General features: G+C 41.5%; 13 protein-coding genes, 1 tRNA gene and 1 CRISPR repeat array. Of the genes, 7 read left to right on the plus strand and 7 right to left on the minus strand.

The window, feature by feature from the left end; translation table 11 throughout:
- Window positions 1-329 precede the first annotated feature (329 nt).
- The 3 genes from V7K36_RS25730 to V7K36_RS25740 all read left to right on the plus strand — a co-directional run bounded on the left by V7K36_RS25730 (window position 330) and on the right by V7K36_RS25740 (window position 3,110).
- Complete coding sequence (locus tag V7K36_RS25730; protein ID WP_335120521.1) at window positions 330-1,901, plus strand: transposase; 1,572 nt, start codon at window positions 330-332, stop codon at window positions 1,899-1,901.
- A 254-nt stretch (window positions 1,902-2,155) separates the two neighbouring features.
- Complete coding sequence (locus tag V7K36_RS25735; RefSeq protein ID WP_335120522.1) at window positions 2,156-2,602, plus strand: ATP-binding protein; 447 nt, start codon at window positions 2,156-2,158, stop codon at window positions 2,600-2,602.
- Window positions 2,595-3,110 carry a hypothetical protein gene (locus V7K36_RS25740; RefSeq protein WP_335120523.1) on the plus strand — a complete coding sequence of 172 codons (516 nt, stop codon included), beginning with the start codon at window positions 2,595-2,597 and terminating at the stop codon, window positions 3,108-3,110. The genes V7K36_RS25735 and V7K36_RS25740 overlap by 8 nt, the downstream gene beginning before the upstream one ends.
- A 219-nt stretch (window positions 3,111-3,329) precedes the next feature.
- On the opposite strand, the gene hsdR is transcribed toward V7K36_RS25740, so the two are convergent.
- The 5 genes from hsdR to V7K36_RS25765 form a co-directional block, all read right to left on the minus strand.
- Complete coding sequence (gene hsdR, locus V7K36_RS25745) at window positions 3,330-5,663, minus strand: EcoAI/FtnUII family type I restriction enzme subunit R (RefSeq protein ID WP_335120524.1); 2,334 nt, start codon at window positions 5,661-5,663, stop codon at window positions 3,330-3,332.
- Window positions 5,664-6,049: 386 nt separating this feature from the next.
- Entirely contained in the window at window positions 6,050-7,474 is a 1,425-nt protein-coding gene (locus V7K36_RS25750) for an ATP-binding protein (RefSeq protein WP_335120526.1), read from the minus strand.
- A complete protein-coding gene (locus V7K36_RS25755) occupies window positions 7,471-8,709 on the minus strand; it encodes a restriction endonuclease subunit S (RefSeq protein WP_335120528.1) in 1,239 nt (412 codons plus the stop codon). Before V7K36_RS25755 ends, V7K36_RS25750 begins: the two co-directional genes overlap by 4 nt.
- Window positions 8,706-10,220, minus strand: coding sequence for a class I SAM-dependent DNA methyltransferase (locus V7K36_RS25760; RefSeq protein WP_335120530.1), 1,515 nt, complete (start codon window positions 10,218-10,220; stop codon window positions 8,706-8,708). The genes V7K36_RS25755 and V7K36_RS25760 overlap by 4 nt, the downstream gene beginning before the upstream one ends.
- Before the next feature lie 265 nt (window positions 10,221-10,485).
- Window positions 10,486-10,608, minus strand: a complete 123-nt coding sequence (locus V7K36_RS25765; RefSeq protein WP_335120588.1) for a hypothetical protein — start codon at window positions 10,606-10,608, stop codon at window positions 10,486-10,488.
- Window positions 10,609-10,803: 195 nt separating this feature from the next.
- Here V7K36_RS25765 and V7K36_RS25770 point away from each other — a divergent pair, with 195 nt between their 5' ends.
- The 3 genes from V7K36_RS25770 to V7K36_RS25780 all read left to right on the plus strand — a co-directional run bounded on the left by V7K36_RS25770 (window position 10,804) and on the right by V7K36_RS25780 (window position 13,576).
- Window positions 10,804-11,121 carry a hypothetical protein gene (locus V7K36_RS25770; protein ID WP_335120531.1) on the plus strand — a complete coding sequence of 106 codons (318 nt, stop codon included), beginning with the start codon at window positions 10,804-10,806 and terminating at the stop codon, window positions 11,119-11,121.
- A 69-nt stretch (window positions 11,122-11,190) separates the two neighbouring features.
- Window positions 11,191-11,583 carry a hypothetical protein gene (locus V7K36_RS25775; protein WP_442948517.1) on the plus strand — a complete coding sequence of 131 codons (393 nt, stop codon included), beginning with the start codon at window positions 11,191-11,193 and terminating at the stop codon, window positions 11,581-11,583.
- 142 nt (window positions 11,584-11,725) lie between these two features.
- Complete coding sequence (locus V7K36_RS25780; protein ID WP_335120532.1) at window positions 11,726-13,576, plus strand: GmrSD restriction endonuclease domain-containing protein; 1,851 nt, start codon at window positions 11,726-11,728, stop codon at window positions 13,574-13,576.
- Between the two features lie 85 nt (window positions 13,577-13,661).
- Here the strand turns inward: V7K36_RS25780 and V7K36_RS25785 are convergent, their stop codons facing one another.
- Window positions 13,662-13,823: a hypothetical protein gene (locus tag V7K36_RS25785; protein ID WP_335120533.1), complete on the minus strand. Its 162-nt coding sequence runs from the start codon at window positions 13,821-13,823 to the stop codon at window positions 13,662-13,664.
- Between the two features lie 176 nt (window positions 13,824-13,999).
- On the opposite strand from V7K36_RS25785, the gene cas12k reads away from it, so the two are divergent.
- Window positions 14,000-15,928, plus strand: coding sequence for a type V CRISPR-associated protein Cas12k (gene cas12k, locus V7K36_RS25790; protein WP_335120535.1), 1,929 nt, complete (start codon window positions 14,000-14,002; stop codon window positions 15,926-15,928).
- Window positions 15,929-16,425: 497 nt separating this feature from the next.
- A CRISPR array of direct repeats spans window positions 16,426-16,836; the repeat unit is 37 nt; unit sequence GTTTCAACAACCATTCCGGCTAGGGGTGGGTTGAAAG.
- A 322-nt stretch (window positions 16,837-17,158) separates the two neighbouring features.
- Here the strand turns inward: cas12k and V7K36_RS25795 are convergent.
- Window positions 17,159-17,232: transfer RNA gene (locus V7K36_RS25795), tRNA-Pro, on the minus strand.
- Window positions 17,233-17,311 lie beyond the last annotated feature (79 nt).

Genomic DNA, 17,311 nt, shown 5'->3' on the forward strand with positions numbered 1-17,311 from the left:
GTGCGTAGGCGTAGCCCAACCCAGGCATCGTAGATAAAAGGGCTGTTAGAAACCGCTTCTACATGTACATTCGCACATTATATGTCGCATTTTGCAAACCATGTCGTAACTGCTTTTAAAGCCTGGAAGCTCTATTGTGCAACTATTATAAGTTATTTACACCTATAAAAGATAGTTTCACTCAATTTGCATATTGTATGTCGCAAATCTATATTTCGCAAATTAAATGTCGTTTATTAAGATTTAGCTGTTTTGCACATTAGATGTCGCTTATTTAAGGATTTTATCGTACATTAGTATCTTAATTATTCATGAGTGGGCTGCACTCTATGGCAGACGAAGAATTTGAGTTTACTGAAGGATCAACGCAAGCTCCAGACGCTATTTTGCTTGACAAGAGTAATTTTGTCGTAGATCCATCCCAAATTATTCTGGCAACGTCCGATAGGCATAAACTGACATTTAATCTTATCCAGTGGCTTGCTGAGTCACCCAACCGCGCTATTAAATCTCAGAGAAAACAGTCCGTTGCAAATACCCTGGATGTTTCTACTCGTCAGGTAGAACGTCTTCTCAAGCAATACGATGAAGACAAGTTAAGAGAAACAGCAGGAATAGAACGAGCAGATAAGGGAAAATATCGAGTTAGCGAATATTGGCAAGACTTCATCAAAACAATCTATGAAAAGAGTCTTAAAGACAAACATCCAATATCACCAGCATCTATAGTTCGTGAAGTGAAGCGACACGCAATTGTGGATCTTAAACTCAAGCTAGGAGAATATCCTCATCAAGCTACTGTTTATAGGATTTTAGACCCTTTAATTGAGCAACATAAACGGAAAACAAGAGTTAGAAATCCGGGTTCGGGATCTTGGATGACAGTGGTAACACGAGATGGTGAACTACTGAAGGCTGAGTTTAGTAACCAAATTATTCAATGTGATCATACTAAATTGGATGTTCGCATAGTTGATAGTCATGGCAATTTATTGTCTGATCGTCCTTGGCTAACTACTATTGTGGATACTTATTCAAGCTGTATTGTTGGTTTCCGCTTATGGATTAAACAACCAGGCTCTACAGAGGTGGCTTTAGCCTTAAGACACGCTATTCTACCTAAGAACTACCCTGATGATTATCAGTTAAATAAGTCTTGGGATGTTTGTGGATATCCCTATCAATATTTTTTTACTGATGGTGGAAAAGATTTTCGCTCAAAACATCTCAAAGCCATTGGTAAGAAACTAGGATTTCAATGTGAACTACGCGATCGCCCACCCGAAGGTGGTATTGTAGAACGCATTTTCAAAACCGTTAATACTCAAGTTCTCAAAGATTTACCTGGTTATACGGGGGCAAATTTTCAGGAACGCCCCGAAAATGCAGAGAAAGAAGCGTGTTTGACAATACAGGATCTAGACAAGATTCTCGCTAGTTTTTTTTGTGATATTTATAATCACGAACCATATCCTAAAGATCCTCGTGAAACGAGATTTGAGCGATGGTTTAAAGGAATGGGAAAAAAACTGCCTGAACCTTTGGATCAGCGAGAATTAGATATCTGTTTGATGAAAGAAGCGCAACGAGTTGTTCAAGCACATGGATCTATACAGTTTGAAAACTTGATTTATCGTGGAGAATCACTCAAGGCATATAAAGGTGAATATGTAACCCTGAGATATGATCCCGACTATATCTTGACTTTATATGTATATAGTTGCGAAAGTGATGATAATACGGAAGACTTTTTGGGTTATGCTCATGCCGTAAACATGGATACTCAGAATTTGAGTTTTGAAGAGTTAAAAGCCCTAAATAAAGAGCGAAGTAAAGCTCGTAAAGAACATTTTAACTATGATGCTTTATTAGCATTAAATAAACGGAAAGAACTTGTATAGAAACGGAAAGAAGACAAAAAGGAAAAAAGACGCTCAGAACAAAAGCGTCTCCGTTCTGCATCTAAGAAAAACTCAAATGTTATTGAAATACGCAAAAGTAGAGCTTCAAGTTATTCCAAAAAAGATGACCATCAGGCAGTTATACCAGAGAGAGTTTCTAGGGAAGAAATCAAGCTTGAGAAAATAGAGCCACAGTTACAGGAAAATATTTCAGCGCAAGCTGATACCCAACAAAGCTATTTGGACTAGAATTGGTGATCATAGATAATGCTGATAATCTTCAAAAAGAAGCACTTATAGACTTAAAACAACTTTTTGAAGAATGTCATGTTCCTATTGTCTTAGTTGGAGGGAGGGAGTTAGATGATATTTTACAAGATTGTGATTTGTTGACTAATTTCCCAACACTGTATGAGTTTGAGCGCTTGGAATATGAGGATTTTAGAAAGACATTAATTACAATTGAACTAGATATTTTATCTCTTCCTGAATTATCTAATTTAGCTGAGGGGAATATTTTTGAAATTTTAGCGGTTAGTACAAGTGCGCGAATGGGAATTTTAGTCAAGATACTTACTAAGGCAGTTTTACATTCTCTCAAAAATGGATTTAGCAGGGTTGATGAAAGCATACTAGAAAAAATTGCTAGTCGTTATGGCACAAAATATGTTCCTCTCGAAAACAGAAATAGGAATGAATGAAGATAATGAAATTCGCCCAAAGTTAGGTTATGTCGAGCCATACGAAGGAGAGAGCATTAGTCATTATTTGGGGGGATTACGTCGATTTAAGCCTAACAGCCTACCTTCAGGATACTCTTTAGGAAAAATTGCTGGTCTTGGTGCTATTACGGGACGATGGGAAAAACTTTACTTTAACCCATTTCCTAATACACAGGAATTGGAGGCTTTGGCATCTGTGGTGGTAGTTAATGTGGATAGATTAAGTCAGATGTTACCACCCAAGGGGATGACGATGAAGCCCCGACCAATTAGATTATGTGCTGCTTGTTATGCGGAAGTACCTTGTCACCGAATTGAGTGGCAGTTTAAGGAGAAAATGAAGTGCGATCGCCATCAATTACGCTTACTCACAAAATGTACTAACTGCCAGACATCCTTCCCGATTCCGGCAGATTGGGTACAAGGGGAGTGTCCGCATTGTTTTTTACCATTTGCGACGATGGCGAAACGTCAAAAGAGTTATTGACCTCTAGATGTCTAAGAAAAATATACGTCTATGTTGCTATATCACTAGATATCCAGCTGCAAAAAACTGAAAAGATAAAATATAAGGAGCAGGTTTTAATTTATACATACAAATTAATAGCTTTGAGCTATGTTGATAAGCGATCGCTTTTTTAGCTATGATCATGTAGCTTTGAGTTAATGTTCTGAGTAGGATGCTTAATTTTAGCGACCTGCCCAATTAAGCTGCCCTGTTGTGTGAATATAAATACTGCTGAAACCCAATAAATACTGCACTGATATTCGCAACGCTGCCTAGTTCTTCCACAGCATCACGAACAGTATGATATTTCAACTCTAACAGTTGAGGTAATTTAGTGCGATCGAGTTCCCCCACCCCGGCTTTGATGTATTGCTCTAGTACAAAGTCGAGAAATTCTTGCTGTTTGCCGAGATACTGCGAGAAGATTAACGACTTGTGAGCAAGGACGCGCTCTCGGCGGCTAATGGGTGGAGAGGCATAGGCGATATAAGCTAGCACATCATATAAATCGCTTTTCTCGGCATCAATCAGCCGACTAATTTCTGTGAGTTGTTCCTCGCCGTAGCCCTTCTCTGCCAGTCCTTCTAATAGGGCTTTACGGGTGTCAGGGCGACTCCAAATGGCTCTTAATTCGTCTTCATCTGTGAATAGTTCAGGAATTTCACCAAAGAGACGTTCTACAAATGCTGCGGCGCTCATGGGTTTACCGTCTGGACTCCAAAATGTGGTAGACATCTGATGCTGGAAGAAACGTTCTTTGCCATCAGCGAGTTTTATTTTGATTTTTTGAGGGCGGCGTTCTTCTGGAGTTTCCACGCTACCTTTGTCAGTATCTTTTATGAAACCTTTGGTTGTATCTGCACCTTCAGGCTTTTTGACTACTACAGGTTCTTGGGGTTCGCCATCCCATTCAGGATCGTTGAAGTGTTCGTAGGCTTTGACGAAATCATAAATGGTGAAGTAGTCTTTCCCCTCAAATAGGCGAGTCCCGCGACCAATAATTTGCTTAAATTCAATCATCGTCTTGATTGGGCGCATCAGCACGATGTTACGAACGTTACGAGCATCAACCCCAGTGGAGAGCTTTTGAGAAGTGGTGAGAATGGTGGGGATAGTTTTCTCATTGTCTTGAAAGGTGCTGAGGTGCTGTTCTCCCAGTTTCCCATCATCGGCGGTGACGCGAACACAGTAATTAGGCTTACTGCTAATCTTCATCTGGTTGATTAAATCCCGCACAGCTAAAGCGTGGGGTTGGTTGGCGCAAAACACCAGAGTTTTTTGATTCTGGTCAATTTCTTCCATGAATAGTTGCACCCGGTAGCGTTCGCGCTCGGCAATTTCAATGATGTGGTTGAAGTCGGCTTCACTGTAGGTTCTGGCTTTTTCTACTGCACCTTCGATTAGTTCATCTTCAGCACTGTAAATATATTCATCTAGGGTAGTTTCGATTTGCCTGACTTTAAAGGGAGTCAGAAACCCGTCGTTGATGCCCTCTTTGAGGGCGTAGGTATATACTGGCTCGCCAAAGTAGGCGTAGGTGTCTGCGTTGTTTTTTCGTTTGGGGGTGGCGGTGAGTCCAAGTTGGGCTGCTGGTGAGAAGTATTCCAAAATGCCCCGCCAGCTGCTTTCGTCACTGGCTCCGCCTCGGTGACATTCATCAATGATGATGAAGTCAAAGAAGTCGGGGGGATAGTCGCTGAATTTGGGTGTAGGATTGCCAGCGTCGTCCCGTCCGGTCATAAAAGTTTGGAAAATGGTAAAAAAGATACTGCCATTTTTGGGGACTCGACCCCGTTTTTTGATGGCTTCGGGGTCAATGCGGACGAGGGCATCATCGGGGAAGGCAGAGAAAAAGTTATAGGCTTGGTTGGCTAAGATATTGCGATCTGCTAGAAACAAAATTCGCGGGCGACGGGTCGGTTTTCGGCTAAGATTCCAACGGCTTTGAAAGAGTTTCCAGGCGAGTTGGAAGGCGATGAAGGTTTTACCTGTGCCTGTTGCCATCGTTAACAAAATCCGGTCTTGTCCTTGGCAGATTGCTTCTAGGACGTGCTTAATGGCATTGTGTTGATAATAACGGGCTTCCCATGTGCCGCTTTTATCTTCAAAGGGGATGGCAGCAAAGCGATCGCGCCACTGGTTATCTTCGTTAAAGGTGGTTTCCCATAACTGATCCGGGGTGGGATATTGGTTGACGTAGCCTTCTGCGCCTGTGTGCATATCTACTTGGTAGATGCCGATGCCATTTGTAGAGTAGGCGAATCGAGTCTGCAACTTTTCGGCGTATTTTTTGGCTTGTCCTAAACCTGCGGTATCTGGTAAGTCGCGTTTTTTCGCTTCGATGACGGCGAGTTTTTCACCACGATAAACCAGGACATAATCGGCGATGTCTGATTGAGCGCGTTTACCGTTGCCAATTAAACGACCAGGGGCAATAACTTCGCGGCGGATGCGACTACCTTCGATAACTCCCCAGTCTGCGCCTTTTAATGCGGGGTCAATTAGTTCGGCACGGGTTTCGGCTTCGTTCATGATGGCTCGTCTTCAGAATATGGCAGTCGGCTGTGCGCGATCACAATCCCTTATTTTAGTTTAACTATAACAAACGTTTAAGTGTTAATACGGTAATGTATTTGGTAGTGTAGAGGCACTTTTGTTTATGCTATGGTAATTAGAACTGAAGATTTTTTATCTGCATCTTGGGAAATAAGGGTAATCTGTGTGCCTAAGAGGTCAGTTTCATTCTTATTGCGCTTGCACGATTTGCGTTAAAACACTTTTTATTGTTTTTGCAAAGGTTTGAGGAGTTAAGAGCAACCGATATCGATTTGCAATTAATCACTTTTTTGTATGTTTTACAAGGGTTTCAGGATTTGAGAGGGGCTAATATCGATTTGCGATTAAGCACTTTTTTGCTTCTAAGCCCAAAAAGGAAGATAGCGAGCATAACGGGTAGAGCTTGATTCAGATTCATCAGTCTTGATCAAGCCTTCTTCTTTGGTAGCTCCTATAATCTGAGAAACGATGACAGCCTTTGCCTTTGACTCACTTAGACGAAAACGCTCTCGCAGGGTTTGGTTAGACATTCGCTTATTGCTTACGTATAACAAACAACAATGCTGGTAGCAGGCTCGAATTCGATCCCTCTTGCTCATATCGGCAAAATCCTGATGGGCAAACAGCACTGCTGTAGTGCGTGTGTCACCTACTCGAAAATCTGGTGCTGGTAATTGAAATTCTTCTGCTGCTGTTACAACTTTATCAATGCCACTACCTTTTTCTTCACATATATAAAAACGTCGCATAAGGTTGGCGAGTTGTTCGTTACGGGAGCGATTTTCATCAATAAATCGCTCTACCTTAATGGGTGGGATGCCGGGATTAGATATTTCAATGCGATCGCTATACATTTCAATCATCACCGAAGTACCCCTTGCAAGAAAATCCTGATGCACCAAAGCATTTGCAATTAGTTCTCGTAAAGCCTGTCTGGGAAACATTTTTACTTCTTCCCGTAAAACTTCCTCAATAAAGCGATTTTGTGGTGCTGCTGAGTGGATAAAATCCACTAACCCCTCAAAGCCAACTGCATAACCCTTAACACCTGTTGTTTCATTACGAGTTTTTAGCTTATCTGTATCTTCATAAATAACGACACGTGGTGCTTTACGAGCCAATACAGGTGAAAAAGCATCTAGTTTTTTTCCCAAAAGAATGGCTGCTAGGTTTGTTATTGTCCAACCCTGTGCTGTTTTTTGAATTAAATTTTGGGTTTCTAATCTATCAAGAACTGCATCGCGGGTAGTTGGATAGGGGATTTTTAGCAGTTCAAAGTATGATTGAGTATCTAAAAGGTTGATTACATCATCAGGACTGGCTTCAGATTGAGCAGGTTGGCAAAACCAATTTTGTTGATCTTCTGCAAAAATTTTCTTGAGTACATCTGGTGTCATCGGGCGTAAATCTTCACCAGATCGCATCAAGTATGCACCATCAAAGGTATAAGCTTGTCCTACAGGACGAGGTGGTATTTCAAAGACTAACACTCGACCATTGGGATGGGCTAATTCTGTTACATCTACGCGGAATCCGAGTTTTTCTACAATACGGGATTTAATTTCATTCAGGGAAGTCTGTGATGGAAAAGCTTGGGAACCTACAATTTGACGTGGTGGCTTATTGGTTACGCCGAAAACTAGATATCCACCTCCCTCATTGGCTAATGCTACACAATACTTGAGTAAGTCAACTTTATTAAATTGCTGCTTGGCTTGTTTAAATTCAAGGTTTTCGGTTTCAGCAGGTGCATTCAGCCATTTTTCAAGGGTTTCTAGGGTAATCATGCTGCAATTGCCTCCTTAGCAGCTTTTGGGGTGTCTGCGGTAAGTTCGCCAGTGAATGCTTTTTGCAGGATCGATTGTTTGAGTTCGTTGAGGGCGGCGATTTTTTGGCGGTAGATGGTTTCGAGCCGCTTAGTATCGGCTTCAATAGTTTCAAGTTTTAAAACTATAGATTGTTGAATAAGAAGATCAGAAGGAAATGAAATCGGAATTTTTTTAAGTAAACTAGCTTTAATACCTTGTGCTGTTGCTCCAGTACCTTTATCTTGTATGCGCTGCTGAATTATGTTTGATAGAAGCAGAAATTTCAAAAAAGTTTTGTTAATGAATTTCTCATCTGGCTGCATAATGATGACTCTTTGGGCAAAAACTACTTTTTCATCTGTATCTAGTTGAGCCACATTACCCAGTGGTGCTTCAGTCGTGAATAAAACATCACCTTTTTGGGGAATTCCTCTAGTCATCCAGTTATCATAAATATCTGGATTTACGAACTCTTGTGGTTCTAGTTGTAAAAATCCCATTTTCACGTTTTTAGCCGTAATAAGCCGCATTCCGCCTTCTGTCTTATTGGGTGTACGACCACGATAATCAATAAACTTGATACGATCTTCAATCGCTGCGTCTACCCACCCATCGCCTTTCTGGGTAAAGATGGCGTTTAGATAGCTTTCAAATAATTCGCGGGCGTTGACGAGGTTCTTTTCGGTGTTTGCGATCGCTCTATCAATCCCCTCAAACGCCTCATCCAAAATCGCCACAATCCGCTTTTGTTCGGACAGAGATCGAGGAAAAGATATTGGAACTTTCTTCAGTAATTGAGACTTAATTCCTTGAACTGTTGCTCCAGTGCCTTTTTCATGTATTTTCTTCTGCATTAAATTTGAAAGAAGCATATATTTGAGAAATGTTGAGTCAAGCACTTCTCGTTTAGGTTGCATAACTATGATTCGTTGAGCAAAAATCACCTTCTCATCTGTGTCAAGTTGAGCAACGTTACCAAGTGGGGCTTCTGTTGTAAATAAAACGTCTCCTTTTTTCGGAATACCTCGCGTCATCCACTCATCGTAAATTTTTGGGTCTACAAACTCCATTGGTTTATTTTGTAGATATCCCATTTTTACGTTTTTAGCTGTAATTAAATGCATTCCATATTCTGTTTTCTGAGGTGTTTTACCTCTATAATCAATAAATTTAACGACTTCTTCGAGAGAACTAATCTGCCAATCTTCCCTCATACCATCCCCCCAATCCCAGCCAAAATCTCTGCACTCTCCTCATCCAACGCAGCAATTTCATCCAAAATTTCCTGCGGTTCCCGTAACACCGATTCCTCAGCCTTATTCGGATTCTTCACTGACAAATCGAACGTCTCCCGATCCACATCAGCAATATCCACCAGCCAAGATTTTTCTGTTTCCGCAAACCTAGCCTGTAACTCCACAAACTCGCGCAAATCCTTATCATTCAGCGAATTGGTTATACCCATATTCCGCCCTGGATCGAGTTGGTAATACCAAATTTTTCGAGTCGCCATTCCCTCATTTAAAGGTTTTCCCTGAGAAAATAAAGGCGTTCCCTGAACGGAATCGAACGGCTTTCCTTTCTCAAAAAACAGCACCACTGTTTTTACCCCCGCCCCGATAAAAGTCCCACTCGGACAATCCAAAATCGTGTGCAGATTGCAACTACTCAAAAGCTCTTGACGCAACGCCCGCGAAGCATTCTCGGAATTTGACAGGAACGTATTTTTAATTACCACCGCCGCCGTACCGCCCATCTTCAGGATTTTGATAAAATGCTGCAAAAACAGAAACGCCGTTTCCCCAGTTTTAATCGGGAAATTCTGCTGTACTTCCTTGCGTTCCTTCCCCCCAAATGGCGGATTAGCCAAAATTACATCAAAACGATTCTTGTCCTGAATATCACTGAGATTTTCCGTCAACGTGTTGGAGTGCATAATATTGGGCGCATCAATGCCATGCAAAATCATATTCATGATCGCAATCACATACGCTAAACTTTTCTTTTCTTTACCCGTAAACGTATGTTTTTGAAGTATCTCAAGCTCTTTTGTTGTCAGCTTACCCCGACGTAAATAGTCGTAACACTCACACAAAAACCCAGCCGAACCACAAGCACCATCATAAATGCGATCGCCAATCTTCGGCTTCACCACTTGAATCATTGCCCGAATCAAAGGACGTGGCGTGTAATATTCCCCACCATTACGCCCCGCATTACCCATATTTTTGATTTTCGCTTCATAGAGATGGGATAGCTCGTGTTTCTCCTGTTGCGATCTAAACCGTAGCTCATCAATATATTCCAGTGCATCCCCCAAGCTGTACCCGCTTTGAAACCTGTTCTTAATCTCGCTAAAAATTTCCCCAATCTTGTATTCAATGGTGTCTGGACTAGTAGCCCGTTGCTTGAAACTCTGTAAATATGGGAATAGCTTGCGGTTGACATAATCAATCAGATCATCGCCACTCAGCGCATGATCACGATCCAATGTACCATTCGCCTTTTTCGGCGCAGCCCAAGCTGACCAGCGATGTGCCTCATCAATAATAAATTCATAAGGCTTGCCAGCCAGTTCCGCCTCTAGCGCCCTTTCCTGCTCCAAATCATCCAAATACTTCAGAAACAGCAACCAAGACGTTTGCTCGGTGTAATCTAACTCTGTAGTACAACCCGCTTCCTCCCGGAGAACATCATCAATATTTTTAAAAGTTTGCTCGAACATTTAGCTTTACTGTGGGATTTTTAAGATTAATAGCTTGGCTCATAATTTTGCACCTACAAGGTAAAATGAGCGTGCGATTCGTTAAATGCTACATCACGGTTAAAAATATTACATAGTTAATGCAATCTCAGACTCCCAAGCCTAGATTGAAATTTCCGATTTATGTAGGGATAAATCGAGATTTATCGCAGAGTCAAAGAAACCAGTAATCCAACATTTGTAGCATAAATTATACAAGTATCTCAGCAATTTTAACCATAACCCTTTAACTCCCCTGTGACTCGCCATCAGCAGGGGACTTTTCTTTTTGCAACCAATCTCTAATCGCCTCCTCCAAAGCCGCAGTTTGTGTCATTTCCAGACGCGCACAGGCAATTTCAACCGCGATTTTTAAGCCTTTAGGGAGTCTCCCCCTAACCTCTCAAGTTTCTTCTCCCATCCTAATTTGAAGCCAAAGCTTGCGGCTTTCATTTTTGCACGTTTTGCAGCTTAACCTGGGATGGTCAAGAAATATCTGTACCCTACTTGCTAACGTTCTAAAACTAATGATGTTTATCAGAATAGACATGAATCGTGAGTAAACGTGTTACTCAAATCAAGTAGTGTAATAGACATCATTCCTCCAAGGGCTGAATATAGAATCGATGCGCTCAGTGAAAAGCCCTTGGAGCCGATAGAATACTGTAAAAAATGGGTTGATATGTCCCCCGATGACCGGGGGTATAGAAAAGCCTGCATAGCCGCTCTCGCCGAAGCAACTGGGCTGAGTCCAAGGACTATAGGTAATTGGGGTTCCAACTTCGAGAAGCGCCCCAATTATGTAGCACATATTTTACGAATGGCGGATAAGCTCAACCAAATCAAAAAAATAGTCTTACCTCCTGACTTTCCTCAAGAATAATTTACTCGTAATTCGTGACTAAAATACTTGTACTATGGGCAGAGATTTCCTAAGTTGAGGTCAGCAAGCATGGATTTTGCGTGCAGTAGCTTGATCCCTCCACAATTCCCTGCTGCTGTAACCCTTACTAACTCACCAACGCTCAAGATGCAAACTGGGAGGCAATCCCACCAAAACAAACATCAAATTGATACCCTCTGTCAGTTGCCCCTGGAACCGATGGAGTATTGTCGTCGTTGGGTTACTCACGAACCAGGACGTAATTATCGCAAAGCTTGCATTAATGCGATCGCTGACGTTACAGGTACTAGCCCAAAAACTGTTAAAGATTGGGGGACAGGCTTTCGCCGACGACCCAAATACGTTACCCGAATTTTACGGCAAGCAGACCTAATTAATCAATTTAAACATCTCGTCGCAAAAGGAATTGCTACTTTACCACCAGACTTTCCTCAAGACTAAGCAAAAGCGATCGCTACTCACGACCAACTGCCCCAAAAACCCCTTGCTGTTACCCCAAAGAGAATCTTAGGCTGAGGTACAGAAGTACTAGCTGTAGCGAGTAGCCGCATCTTTCTTGATGACAAAAATGGCAGAACATCAAATGAACTCAATCTCTACCTTTGACATCACTAAATATTTTCTCCTTGATGTCATGAAAGACATTAAAACTGGACGTATCCAACTTCCAGATTTTCAACGAGATTGGGTTTGGGACGATATCCATGTGCGCCGTTTGCTTGCCAGCATATCTCTGGCTTACCCAATTGGCGCAGTAATGATGCTTCAGCAAGGTAATCAAAGCCGACAATTCAAACCCCGCCTAGTCAATGGAGTATTAAAATCAGAAAATTATACTCCAAACCTATTAATCCTTGACGGACAGCAACGCCTGACAGCTTTGTTCATGGTGCTGCTCTCTGAGCTACCTGTAATCATCAAAGACCAAAAAAGCCAGAAAATTATCAAAAAGTGGTACTACCTGGATATTGAAAAATGCCTCGACCCAGAGTGCGATCGCCGTAGTGCGATCGTTGTGTTGCCAGAATCCAAAATTATGCGAATCTTCTCAGGTAACTTAATTGATTGTTCTACTCCCGAAAAAGAATATGAGGCGCTCTTGTTTCCTTTATCCAAGGTTTTCTTTTTTTCGGAATGGCGTAGTAAATTCTCTAAGCATTGGCGATACAATCCTCAAAAGCTGGAAGTAATTGATACTTTAAAACTAGAAATTCTCAAGAAATTCGAGCATTATCAAATACCTGTTATCCAACTGCGTGACTCCTTACCAAAAGAAGCTGTTTGCCAAGTCTTTGAGGATACAAATACTTCTGGCTGTGATCTCAATTACTTCGACTTAATGAGTTCCAGCTATTGCAGTGCTGACTTCAGTTTGAGAGATGATTGGAAGCAGCGGGAAAATCGCTTCAAATCATTAAAGGTATTGCGAAAGCTACGAAGTACTGATTTTGTACAAGCAGTTACCTTGGTAGCTGGCTATGCCAAGAGGATAGAAGCTTTAAAGCAAGGGTGGAATCTCGATAAATTACCAGGTGTTGCTTGTGGTCGCGCTGAAGTACTAAAACTCACCAAGGAAGAATATCAAAAATGGGTTGACCCAATTACCAGAGGTTTTGAAGAGTCTGCTCGTTTCCTTTATAGTCAAAAAATCTTTGATGCAGATGATTTAGCTTACCCCATTCAATTAGTCGTTCTAAGTGCAATCTTTACTCTTCTTGGAGAGCGTTCCCGCTCTTCTCAGGTACGTTCTATGCTGGAACGTTGGTTGTGGTGCGGGATTTTTGGTGAAGTATATACACGCTGGTATGAGACACGCGTAGGGCGGGAGATAGTTGAAGTAGCAGACTGGTTAGCAGGTGGTTCAATTCCTTTTAGCATTGTGCAAGCGAATTTCTCTTTTGATCGGCTGATTAGCGTTAGGAAACGTTACGGTGCGGTGTATCAGGGTTTGGCAGCTTTATTAAGACGCGAAGGGGCAATTGATTGGTGTACTGGAGAGGAAATCAATGATGTTATTTATTTTGAAGAACAAATAGATTCGCACCACATCTTTCCAGTCGCATGGTGTCGCAAGCAGGGCATTGAACCCAAAAAATATAACTGCTTGATTAATCGCACACCTTTAAGTGCCAAAACAAACAAGAAGATTGGTAGTAAAGCACCTTCTGTTTATTTAGAGGAGTTTGAACTTTCTGAGACATCAGCTAGAAGGCTGGATGAAATGTTGCGATCGCACGCTATATCTCCAAAAACTTTACGGGGAGATGATTTTGAAGCATTTTTCCAGATGCGGGCAAATAATTTGCTAACGCTAATTGGAAAGGCAATGGGCAAAAGTTTAAGTTTTGAATCTTTTGAGGATTTTGCTGGACACTCTCATAACGGGAAGAGCAAAGAGTATAAGCTTCATCCCGAAATCATAAATAATTATTAAGCAATTACTGCCACAATCGTTAACTTTACTCAATTGAGTATTTGGCAGCAAACTTAACCGATAGCAACTGCGTCCCTCAATCGTCCTAGTGCTGTTTTTCAGAGGATTCTTTTTTTTTCAACCAGTCTCGAATCGCCTCCTCCAAGGCTGCTGTCTGCGTGGCTTCCAGACGAGCGCAAGCAATTTCAAAAGCGATTTTTAAATCTTTAGGAATTCTTCCCCGAACTTCTCTAGTTTCTTCTGCCATCTCCACATGCTGCTTTAGGTCGGGCTTAATTGTGGCACAGCATTTTGGCAAAAGCACATTTGCGCTAAAAAGCTATTGCGGCATTACGTCATTACGCTTATAATAAAAGATAGGTAGTAAAACCAGTAAAAGACTAAAAGAGCAACTCTCATCAACGTCATACTGCTAAAAACACCATGAGCGTAATTACTATTCAATGTCGCTTGGTTGGTGATGAAAACAGCCTCCGTATCTTGTGGGAACTAATGGCTGAGAAAAACACACCACTGATTAACGAATTATTGGAACAGCTAGGAAAATGCCCTGATTTCGAGACTTGGGTACAAAAAGGTGAAGTGCCTAAAGACACTATCAAGACAATATGCAGCTCTCTTAAAACACAAGAGCATTTTGATAACCAGCCAGGTCGTTTTTACACATCAGCAGTTACTCTAGTCAAGGAAGTTTATAAGTCTTGGTTAGCCTTACAAAAGCGACGACAGCGCCAAATAGAAGGGAAAGAGCGTTGGCTAAAGATGCTCAAGACTGATATAGAATTACAGCAAGAAAGCCAATCTAGTTTAGATGTTATTCGCGCCAAAGCTACCGAAATTTTGACTTCATTTGTTGCCAAGTTCTCCCAGACTAAAAATCAGCAATCTCAAAGAAAAAAAGGCAATAACACTAAAAAAAATTCTTCAAACACCACACTTTTCGGTGGGTTATTTGATATGTACGAGAAAACAGAAGACTGTTTATCTCGGTGCGCCCTTGCCTATCTGCTCAAAAATAACTGTCAGGTCAATGAGGTTGATGAAGAACCTGACCAATATGCTAAAAGTAGACGTAAAAAAGAAATTGAAATTGAACGTTTAAGAAATCAAATCAAAAGTCGGAAACCTAAAGGACGAGATTTAACAGGAGAAAAGTGGCTAGAAACTTTGTCAGAGGTGGTTAATAAAGTCCCTCAAAATGAAGATGAAGCTAAATCTTGGCAAGCTACCCTCCTGAGAGAAAATAGCTGTATGCCATATCCTGTTGATTATGAAACTAATACAGACCTAACTTGGTTGACAAACGAGAAAGGTCGTATCTTTATCAAATTTAATGGTTTGAATGAACTAATGAATAAACCTAAATTTGAGGTTTATTGTGATTCTCGCCAGCTTCATTATTTTCAACGCTTCTGTCAAGATTGGCAAATTTGGCATGATGATGATGAAACATATTCTTCTGGGCTATTTATTCTGCGTTCTGCACGTCTATTCTGGCAGGAAAGAAACGGTAAAGGTGAGCCGTGGAGGGTTCACAGCTTAATTCTTCAATGCTCTATAGAAACACGTTTGTGGACAAAAGAAGAAACAGAACTAGTTCGCCTTGAAAAAATCAATAAGGCTGAAAAAACTATCAGCAAGATGGAACAACAAGGTAGTCTAAAGAAGACCCAAGTAATTCGTCTCCAAAAAGAGTTAACTACCAGGCGGAAACTTGACAATCTCTTTCCTAGTCGTCCTAGTCAATTTTTATATCAAGGAAAATCTAATATTATTGTCGGTGTCAGCTTAGGTCTAGAAAAACCAGCAACAGTTGCTGTGGTAGATGCTGCGAGCAAAAAAGTTCTGACTTATCGTAGTGTTAAACAACTACTCGGTGACAATTACAATTTACTAAACCGCCAGCGGCAGCAACAGCAACGGCTCTCACACGAACGTCACAAAGCTCAGAAACAAAACGCGCCAAACTCATTCGGTGAATCAGAGTTAGGACAATATGTTGATAGATTACTGGCAGATGCAATTGTTGCGATCACAAAAACTTACTCTGCCGACAGCATTGTTTTACCCAAACTCGGCGATATGCGAGAAATTATTCAAAGCGAAGTTCAAGCAAAAGCAGAGAAAAAAATTCCAGGTTACAAGGAAGGTCAACAAAACTATGCCAAAGATTATCGTATCAGCATCCACCGTTGGAGCTATGGTCGATTAATCGAGAGTATTCAAATCCAAGCTGGGAAAAGTGGAATATCTATCGAAAGCGGATCACAGCCAATTAGAGACAGCCAACAGGAACAAGCCAGAGATTTAGCTTTGTTTGCTTATCAAGAGCGCCAAGTGAAGTTGCTTTAGTTTAGCTAAAAAATTCTGTACCTTGAAAATATTATAATAGGAAAATAACAGCGCCGCAGTTCATGTTCTTTGGAACCAATGTACTGTGAAAAATCTGGGTTAGTTTGACGGCTGCAAAACCGTTTTGCTTTCTGACCCTAGTAGCTGCCCGCTTCCGATGCTGCTGTCGCAAGACAGGATAGGTGCGCTCCCAGCAATAAGGAGTAAGGCTTGAAAAAGCAATAGCCGTTGTTAGCAACGGTGCGGATTACCGCAGTGGTGGCTACTGAATCACCCCCTTCGTCGGGGGAACCCTCTCAAATATTTTTTTGGCATGTCGAAGCGGGGGCAAAATCCCTGGAGTCCTGCCAAAATCTTAAAACCCTTGTAATGTGTTAACTTCAGAAACTAGCATGTCAGTTGATTTAGTTTTTTGATGTTAGACAAAGGAAGCTTTTTCAGAGATATTTCAAATTTGTACCTGGAAAGCTTTATTTGCAAGGAGTCTAGGCGGCGGGGTTTCAACAACCATTCCGGCTAGGGGTGGGTTGAAAGAAGGAACCGCGCTCTAAAAATTGATAACACTTATGTTTCAACAACCATTCCGGCTAGGGGTGGGTTGAAAGATTAATTCTAATCGGTGGGCAATTACCAAAACACCTTTACCGTTTCAACAACCATTCCGGCTAGGGGTGGGTTGAAAGATCGAACCTGAGACAATGGCAGTTTGATTATTTTGAAGTTTCAACAACCATTCCGGCTAGGGGTGGGTTGAAAGCCTCGAGGTGTGGCATCGATTACAATTACATCGGCTGGTTTCAACAACCATTCCGGCTAGGGGTGGGTTGAAAGAATGGACTAAAGTCTACCGCCGCCGCGTTCGCCCTTGGCGGTTTCAACAACCATTCCGGCTAGGGGTGAGTTGACAGAGAAAAGACTCACGAGAATTACTTGTGAGTCTTTTGGTTTGAATAAACATTCCGGCTAGGAGTGGATTAAGAAAAACATTTGAAGCATTAAAATTTTTTGAGAGGGTTGAAAGGCGCACTTCGTTCGGGAATATTCCAACATTTGTGAGTATATTAGAGATGTGCTGGACTCAACTCCACCAAAAAGGTCGGCGACATTAATTTGTTAACGGATGTCTAGGGTAAATCAGCGACATTAATTTGTTAAGACGACATTTAAATCGTTAATAACGACACTAATGTGTTAACGACGACAAATAAAGTGTTATTCGACAAGTACAAATCGGGATGACTGGATTCGAACCAGCGGCCCCTTCGTCCCGAACGAAGTGCGCTACCAAGCTGCGCTACATCCCGCCATAAAAATGGCATTGTAAATTAAGAATATCACAACCTGTGCCAAATCAGAGAATTACATCTATATATATGAATATAT

This window comes from Nostoc sp., assembly GCF_036919555.1.
Taxonomy (GTDB): Bacteria; Cyanobacteriota; Cyanobacteriia; order Cyanobacteriales; family Nostocaceae; genus Nostoc.